Here is a 6671-nt window from a genome sequence, read left to right on the forward strand (position 1 = left end):
ATCTTGGCGAGGTGAAGCGCGGCGCTCATAAGCGGGCCAGCCTTTCGGTTAAAAGATCAAAGAACCCCTTTGCGTCAACATCGCCCATGAACATGGCGTTGGGCGCGCGATCTGTGACGCCCCACCAATCGGCAACGGTCATGCCCAAGGTCAGCTCGGATCGGGTTTCAATTTCCACGTTGATATGGCGCCCGGTGAAGAGTTCAGGCTTGATTAAATAGGCGGTGACACATGGATCGTGCAGCGGCGCACCGCTGGATCCGTATTTGTCCGTATCGAAGCGTTCGAAAAAATCGATCATATCTGCCATAGCATCGCAAACGGGTGTTTGCACCGCGCGCAGGGCTTTGATGCGTTCGGGCGTGACCAAAACCTTATGGGTGACGTCGAGCGGCATGACAGTGATCTTGATTCCACTTTTAAAAACAACATCAGCAGCTTCTGGGTCGACATAAATGTTGAATTCTGCCGCAGGGGTGATGTTGCCCACCTCGAAATAGGCACCGCCCATGAGGACGATTTCTTGAATGCGCGCAGCAATATCGGGCGCGCGCGTCAGCGCCGTGGCAATATTGCTAAGCGGGCCAAGCGGACAAAGCGTAACCGTGCCTGAGGGGCGTTCACGCAGGGTTTCAATAATAAAATCAACGCCATGCTTTTCTTGAAGGGGCATTTTAGGATCAGGCAACGTTGGCCCGTCAAGGCCGGTCTTGCCATGAACATGTTCGGCCGTGACCAAAGCGCGCGTCATAGGGGCATCGCAGCCCGCAAAGACACGAACATCAACTTTGCCTGCGAACTCACAGACACTGCGCGCATTTTTTTGGGTTAAGGGTAGGGGGACGTTGCCTGCAACGGCTGTAATGCCAAGCACATTGATGTCTTCAGGACTGGCAAGTGCCAAGAGGATCGCAGCCGCGTCATCCTGCCCCGGATCGGTATCTATTATGATGTCTCTGGCTGGCATGTCGGGCTCCTGCTTTTTTGCTCAAACTGATGCAGCGCACCTGCCTTGTCCATGGGGCATTGCGGATTCGGCGGAATGTTGCAGTAAACGTAAAAAGGCCTGCAAAGCGCAGGCCTTTTCGGAAAGGGTGAAATGCGACGATAGGTTAGCCGTCGAAATCAACCTCTTCGGTGATGCGCAGAGCGGCAGGGCGGTTGCCCGCCAAAGTCATCAGGTTCACATCGTCAGCGGTAAAACTGCCCCAACCTTCGACCAAAGGATCGGCGGATGTGCCGGGCGCGACGGGGTATTCGAAATTCGCTTTGGCATAGATTTCCTGCGCCATCGGCGAGGTCAGAAATTCCATCATCTTGATCGCGTTGTCACGGTTTGGTGCCGATTTGACCAGCGCAACGCCAGAGATATTTACATGCGTGCCGCCGTTCTCAAACGTCGGGAAAAGCACGTTCACGCTGTCGGCCCATTCCTTTTGCTCGGGGTCAGCCAGCATAGCGCCCATATAGTAGGTGTTGCCGATCGCAATATCACATTCGCCCGACCAGATCGCTTTGACCTGCGCACGATCATTACCTTGGGGCTTGCGGGCAAGATTGGCCTTAATCCCTTCAAGCCACGCCTTTGCGCCGGCTTCGCCGTGGTGATGGATAACCGCAGAGGTCAGCGCGACGTTATAGGCATGGGTGCCAGAGCGCGTGCAAATGCGGCCTTTCCATTTAGGATCGGCAAGATCTTCGTAGGTTGTGACATCGCTGGCGGCGACACGATCTTTGGAAGCATAGACAATGCGGGCACGCGTCGTGACGCCGAACCAATGCCCATCGGGATCGCGGTATTGGGCAGGCACGTTGTTGTTCATCAACTCGGATTCAACCGGCGCGGTAAACCCGCCTGCCACAATGCCTGACAGAAGCGAAATATCGACCGTCAGCACCATATCCGCAGGCGAGCGATCACCCTCTGCCTTTAGTCGCTCGATCATGCCTTTTTGCAGGTATGCGACATTTACCTCGATGCCTGTTTCCTTGGTAAACGCGTCAGTCAGTGGCTTAATCAGCTCTGGCTGGCGGTACGAATAGATGTTCACTTCTTCAGCGAACATTGGTGTTCCAAGCGTGGCCAGGGCGAGGGTGGATAGAAGTGTGAGACGCATTTTGCGGTCCTCGAGTGTGATTACGATGGGCGTGTTTTAATCTGACTAAAACAGTCAGGTCAATACCTGAATAAAACAATCAGGTTAATTGTCCTTCACTTTTCTTGTGCCTTTGCCGCGTCCCACAAGGCATCCATTTCTGCCAGATCGGATTGCTCGGGAGTTTTGCCCTTTGCCGCAAGCGCGGCTTCGATGCTTTCAAACCGCCTTGTAAATTTGGCGTTCGCGGCGCGCAGGGCGGTTTCGGATTCGATCCCCAAATGACGCCCCAGATTGACCATCACGAAAAGCAGATCGCCGAATTCTTCTTCTACTTCAGCCTGCGTGAGCGTTTCGCGCGCTTCCACCAACTCACGCGATTCCTCGACAATCTTGTCCAGGACCTCGTCCGTGGATGGCCAGTCGAACCCGACGCGCGCAGCGCGCTTTTGCAGCTTTTTCGCGCGCAAAAGCGCGGGTAGTCCGACAGCGACACCATCCAGCGTGCCGCTTTGCGCTTTGCCCGCGCGCTCGGCTGCTTTGATGACTTCCCAATCAAGCGTTTGCTGCTCGGCAGATTTGGCGTTGCTTTGTTCGCCAAACACATGCGGGTGCCGCGCGAGCATTTTGTCGGACATCGTGTTCGCCACATCGTCGAAATCGAACAATCCACGTTCGCACGCCATTTGTGCATGAAACACCGATTGAAACAGCAAATCGCCCAGCTCTCCACGCAGCTCGTCCCAATCTTCGCGCTCAATCGCGTCTGCGACCTCATAGGCCTCTTCAATCGTGTAGGGCGCGATAGAAGCGAAATCCTGCTCAATATCCCAAGGACAGCCTGTTTCGGGGTGACGCAATGCCCGCATAATCGCCAGCAAACGCGGCATTCCGCCTTTCGGGTCGTGGATCAACGTATCGTCAGCCATTGCAGTAACCTGTCCTTTTCTGTCAGATGCATTTCTAACCATAGCCCTTGGGGAGTCCATCCTATGCCGATCGTGAACCGAATTGCGGAGTTTTCTGCTGATATGACTGCATGGCGTCGCCATCTGCATACAATTCCAGAACTCGGCTTTGAGTGCTCCAAAACGGCGGCCTTTATCGCGGAACGCCTGCGCGAAATCGGCGTGGACGAGATGCACGAGGGCATCGCGCAAACGGGTATTGTCGCGATCATCAACGGGCAAGGCGAGGGGCCGACAATTGGTCTGCGCGCTGATTTTGACGGGCTTCCTATTATCGAGGCAACAGGGCTGGAGTATGCGTCCGAGCACGCGGGCAAAATGCATGCCTGTGGACATGACGGGCACACCGCCATGTTGTTGGGCGCTGCAAAATATCTGGCAGAAACGCGCAATTTTTCGGGGCGCGTTGCGCTGATCTTCCAACCCGCAGAAGAAAATGGCGGCGGTGCGGGCGTTATGGTCGAGGAAGGCGTTCTCGACACCTTTCATATCGCGCAGGTCTACGGTATCCATAACGCGCCCGGCTTTGTCGAGGGCGGCTTTTACACGACCCCCGGTCCTATTATGGCGGCTGTGGACACGTTTCACATCGATATCAAAGGCGTCGGCGGTCACGGTGCAATGCCCCATGAAACCTGCGATCCCGTGATTGCAGCCTGCGGCGTTGCGCAGGCGATCCAAACGATTGTCAGCCGCAATCACTATGCGCTTGATGATCTCGTCGTCTCGGTCACACAAATCCACACTGGCAGCGTCGATAATGTTATTCCTGACACGGCCTATCTCAATGGCACTGTGCGCACCTTTGATCCTGTCGTTCAGGACATGGTTGAACGCCGCCTGGGCGAGATTGTCGCGGGGCAGGCTGCGTCCTACGGGGTAAGCGCGACGCTACGCTATGAACGCGGCTATCCCGCCACGATCAACCACGCCAAAGAAGCGGCCTATGCGGCCGAGGTTGCGGCAGAGGTTGCAGGCGAGAGCAAGGTCATCGCCGATGCGGGCCGTGAAATGGGGGCAGAAGATTTTGCCTATATGTTGCAGGAGCGGCCCGGTGCCTACCTATTTCTAGGTCAGGGCGAAAGCGCGGGACTGCATCACCCAGAGTATAACTTCAACGATGCTGTCGCCCCCGTCGGAGCAAGTTTCTTTGCCCGTTTGGTAGAGCGTGCGCAGCCAATTGCAGGAGCCTGATTATGGGTCTGGAAGACGCAAAAACACAAGTAGATCATGCCTTTACCCGTGATGATCTGCGCGGTCTGAGCAATGAAAACACCTTTGGCGGTGCAACCTCGTTCTTGCGTCGACGCTATAGCAAAGATCTGAGCGGCGTTGATCTGGCGATCACCGGCATTCCGTTCGATCAGGCGGTGACAAACCGCACGGGTACCCGCCTTGGACCACGCGCTATTCGCGAGGCGTCCAGCCTTCAATCGCCAGACGCGCCATATGGCTGGGGGTATGATCCGCTTTCTGAGCTGAGCATTGTCGATTACGGCGATCTGGCGTTTGATTATGCGATGGTCAGTGAATTTCCTGCGGCCTTGCAGGCTCATATAAAGGGTATTCTGGATGCTGGCGCGGGCAGTATTTGCCTAGGCGGCGATCACTACATCAGCTTTCCGATCCTGAAGGCCTATGCCGAAAAATTCGGCCCCCTCAGCTTGATCCAGTTCGATGCCCATACAGACACCTGGCAAGATGACAATATGGAGCGGATTGACCACGGAACCATGTTCTACAAGGCGATCAAGCTTGGTTTGATTGATCCAGAACGCTCTGTATCTATCGGTATTCGCACGGATAATCCCGATACGATGGGCGTAAATATACTTGATGCGCGCTGGGTGCATGAAAATGGCGCAGCTGCGGTTGCGGCGCGTGTGAAAGAGATCGTCGGCGATCATCAGACCTATGTGACCTTTGATATCGACTGTCTTGACCCTGCCTTTGCGCCCGGCACAGGCACACCGGTTTGGGGTGGCCTTGCATCATGGCAAGCGGCGGCAATCCTGCGCGATCTGGCGGGGATCAAAATGGTTGGCGGTGATATCGTCGAGGTTTCGCCGCCCTTTGACACAACCGGCGCAACGGCGATTGCTGGGGCGCATGTGGCGGTTGAACTTATGTCGCTCTGGGGCTGGAACCATTTGGGAAAAGGCACGTGACATAGCCTGTCGACGCGCCGAAAAGCCGAATAACTAGGAAACCAGAGGCAAGATGAAGGGAAACGGCATGTGGATTTGGATAATAATAGCTCTTGTGGTGATCGCGGTGGGCTATATCCAGCTTGCCCCGAGCGATCCGGGTCGCTGGCATCTGGATGTCACCGCAGATCAGGACAAGGATTTCGCAGGCGGCGCGATCCGCGTTGTCGAGGTCGATTTGGCTGCGATGGATGCCGTGATCCGCAAAAGCGGGGCCAAGGTTCTTTCAGGCAGCGTTGACGAGGGACACATCACCTACATCAGCCGCACAAGGATTGCGGGGTTTCCTGATTATGTGACTGTGCAGAAACACGGCAACAAACTGCGCATTTTTTCGCGTTTACGCTTTGGCCGCTCAGATCTGGGCGTCAACAAGCGGCGTGTAGAGGGGTGGCTGTCCCAGTTGTGAGGATAGGCACCCTGTTGATATCTCGCGCCACATGGGGACATTCAGGCTCATCTGGCACTGGGCCATGAACATACGTCCATCCACCTGTAGACAGGTCATTTGGCCAAGCTCGACGCGCGATCCGCTTTTATCGGTGCAATAGCAATCGACGGTTTTACCGCTCGGACTGGTTACATCCGCGTGAGATGCCAAAGGAAGCATCATGGCAATTGCTGTCAGGACTTTTCTCATGCGCCCAAGTGTATCATAAGCAAGGCTCTGCGCCAAGTTCGCGCATTTGTCAGGAGTTTTCGCCATGGTTCCAATGGACCGCCTCATGCAGATCACCCAGCGTTTCGAGTTTCTCGAAGCGAAAATGGCGGGCGGCGCTGAGGGCAATGAAATTGCTGATCTCGCGCGCGAATATTCGGAGCTGAAGCCTGTGGTCGAGCAAGTGGCCGCCTATCGCCAATTGCTGTCAGACATTGATGAAGCAACCTTGATGCTGGACGATCCGGACATGAAGGAATTGGCGGAAGAAGAACTGCCCGCCCTGCAGGCCGCTTTGCCAGAAGCTGAGAAAACACTGCAATTGGCGCTGTTACCCAAGGATGAAGCAGACGCGCGTCCTGCGATGATCGAAATCCGTCCCGGAACTGGCGGGGATGAAGCCGCTCTGTTCGCCGCTGACTTGCTGCGCATGTACCAACGCTATGCAGAAGCGCGGGGCTGGAAGTTCGAGATTATTGAAGAGCAACTGACCGAGCTTGGCGGTATCAAAGAAGTCACAGGGCACATCAAGGGCGAAAACGTTTTTGCGCGCCTGAAGTATGAAAGCGGCGTGCACCGTGTCCAGCGCGTCCCGACTACAGAAAGCGGCGGTCGTATCCATACTTCGGCCGCAACCGTCGCGGTTCTGCCCGAAGCGCAAGAGGTTGATCTGGTGATTTCCCCGAATGACATCCGCATTGATACAATGCGTGCCTCGGGCGCGGGTGGTCAGCACGTGAAC

At 55.6% G+C, this 6671-nt stretch carries 7 protein-coding genes; 4 read left to right on the top strand and 3 right to left on the bottom strand.

The genetic code is table 11. The annotated features are described in order from the left end of the window. Nucleotides 1-25: 25 nt before the first annotated feature. The 3 genes from WBC85_RS02520 to mazG form a co-directional block, all read right to left on the bottom strand. The gene (locus tag WBC85_RS02520; RefSeq protein WP_424433105.1) at nt 26-967 is read right to left on the bottom strand and encodes a nucleoside hydrolase; all 942 of its coding nucleotides are present in this window, start codon (nt 965-967) and stop codon (nt 26-28) included. Nucleotides 968-1112: 145 nt separating this feature from the next. After that, nucleotides 1113-2117: a Fe(3+) ABC transporter substrate-binding protein gene (locus tag WBC85_RS02525; protein ID WP_424433106.1), complete on the bottom strand. Its 1005-nt coding sequence runs from the start codon at nt 2115-2117 to the stop codon at nt 1113-1115. A 95-nt stretch (nt 2118-2212) separates the two neighbouring features. After that, nucleotides 2213-3025 carry a nucleoside triphosphate pyrophosphohydrolase gene (gene mazG, locus WBC85_RS02530; protein WP_424433107.1) on the bottom strand — a complete coding sequence of 271 codons (813 nt, stop codon included), beginning with the start codon at nt 3023-3025 and terminating at the stop codon, nt 2213-2215. 63 nt (nt 3026-3088) lie between these two features. Here mazG and WBC85_RS02535 point away from each other — a divergent pair, with 63 nt between their 5' ends. From WBC85_RS02535 to WBC85_RS02550, 4 genes are all read left to right on the top strand, one after another. Then, nucleotides 3089-4258, top strand: a complete 1170-nt coding sequence (locus WBC85_RS02535) for a M20 aminoacylase family protein (RefSeq protein ID WP_424433108.1) — start codon at nt 3089-3091, stop codon at nt 4256-4258. Nucleotides 4259-4260: 2 nt separating this feature from the next. Then, on the top strand, nt 4261-5232 hold the full coding sequence (speB, locus tag WBC85_RS02540; protein ID WP_424433109.1) for an agmatinase: 972 nt from the start codon (nt 4261-4263) through the stop codon (nt 5230-5232). 67 nt (nt 5233-5299) lie between these two features. After that, the gene (locus WBC85_RS02545) at nt 5300-5680 is read left to right on the top strand and encodes a DUF1499 domain-containing protein (RefSeq protein ID WP_424433110.1); all 381 of its coding nucleotides are present in this window, start codon (nt 5300-5302) and stop codon (nt 5678-5680) included. A gap of 295 nt (nt 5681-5975) precedes the next feature. After that, a partial coding sequence (locus tag WBC85_RS02550; protein WP_424433111.1) for a PCRF domain-containing protein occupies nt 5976-6671 on the top strand: 696 nt, incomplete at its 3' end.

It is taken from the genome of Planktotalea sp., assembly GCF_049680325.1.
In the GTDB taxonomy this organism is placed as follows: Bacteria; Pseudomonadota; Alphaproteobacteria; order Rhodobacterales; family Rhodobacteraceae; genus Planktotalea.

Bases quoted from the DNA above. Each gene is read 5' to 3' on its own strand.
- speB (WP_424433109.1), top strand. From the start codon at position 4,261: ATGGGTCTGGAAGACGCAAAAACACAAGTAGATCATGCCTTTACCCGT.
- WBC85_RS02535 (WP_424433108.1), top strand. From the start codon at position 3,089: ATGCCGATCGTGAACCGAATTGCGGAGTTTTCTGCTGATATGACTGCA.
- WBC85_RS02545 (WP_424433110.1), top strand. From the start codon at position 5,300: ATGTGGATTTGGATAATAATAGCTCTTGTGGTGATCGCGGTGGGCTAT.
- mazG (WP_424433107.1), bottom strand. From the start codon at position 3,025: ATGGCTGACGATACGTTGATCCACGACCCGAAAGGCGGAATGCCGCGT.
- WBC85_RS02520 (WP_424433105.1), bottom strand. From the start codon at position 967: ATGCCAGCCAGAGACATCATAATAGATACCGATCCGGGGCAGGATGAC.
- WBC85_RS02525 (WP_424433106.1), bottom strand. From the start codon at position 2,117: ATGCGTCTCACACTTCTATCCACCCTCGCCCTGGCCACGCTTGGAACA.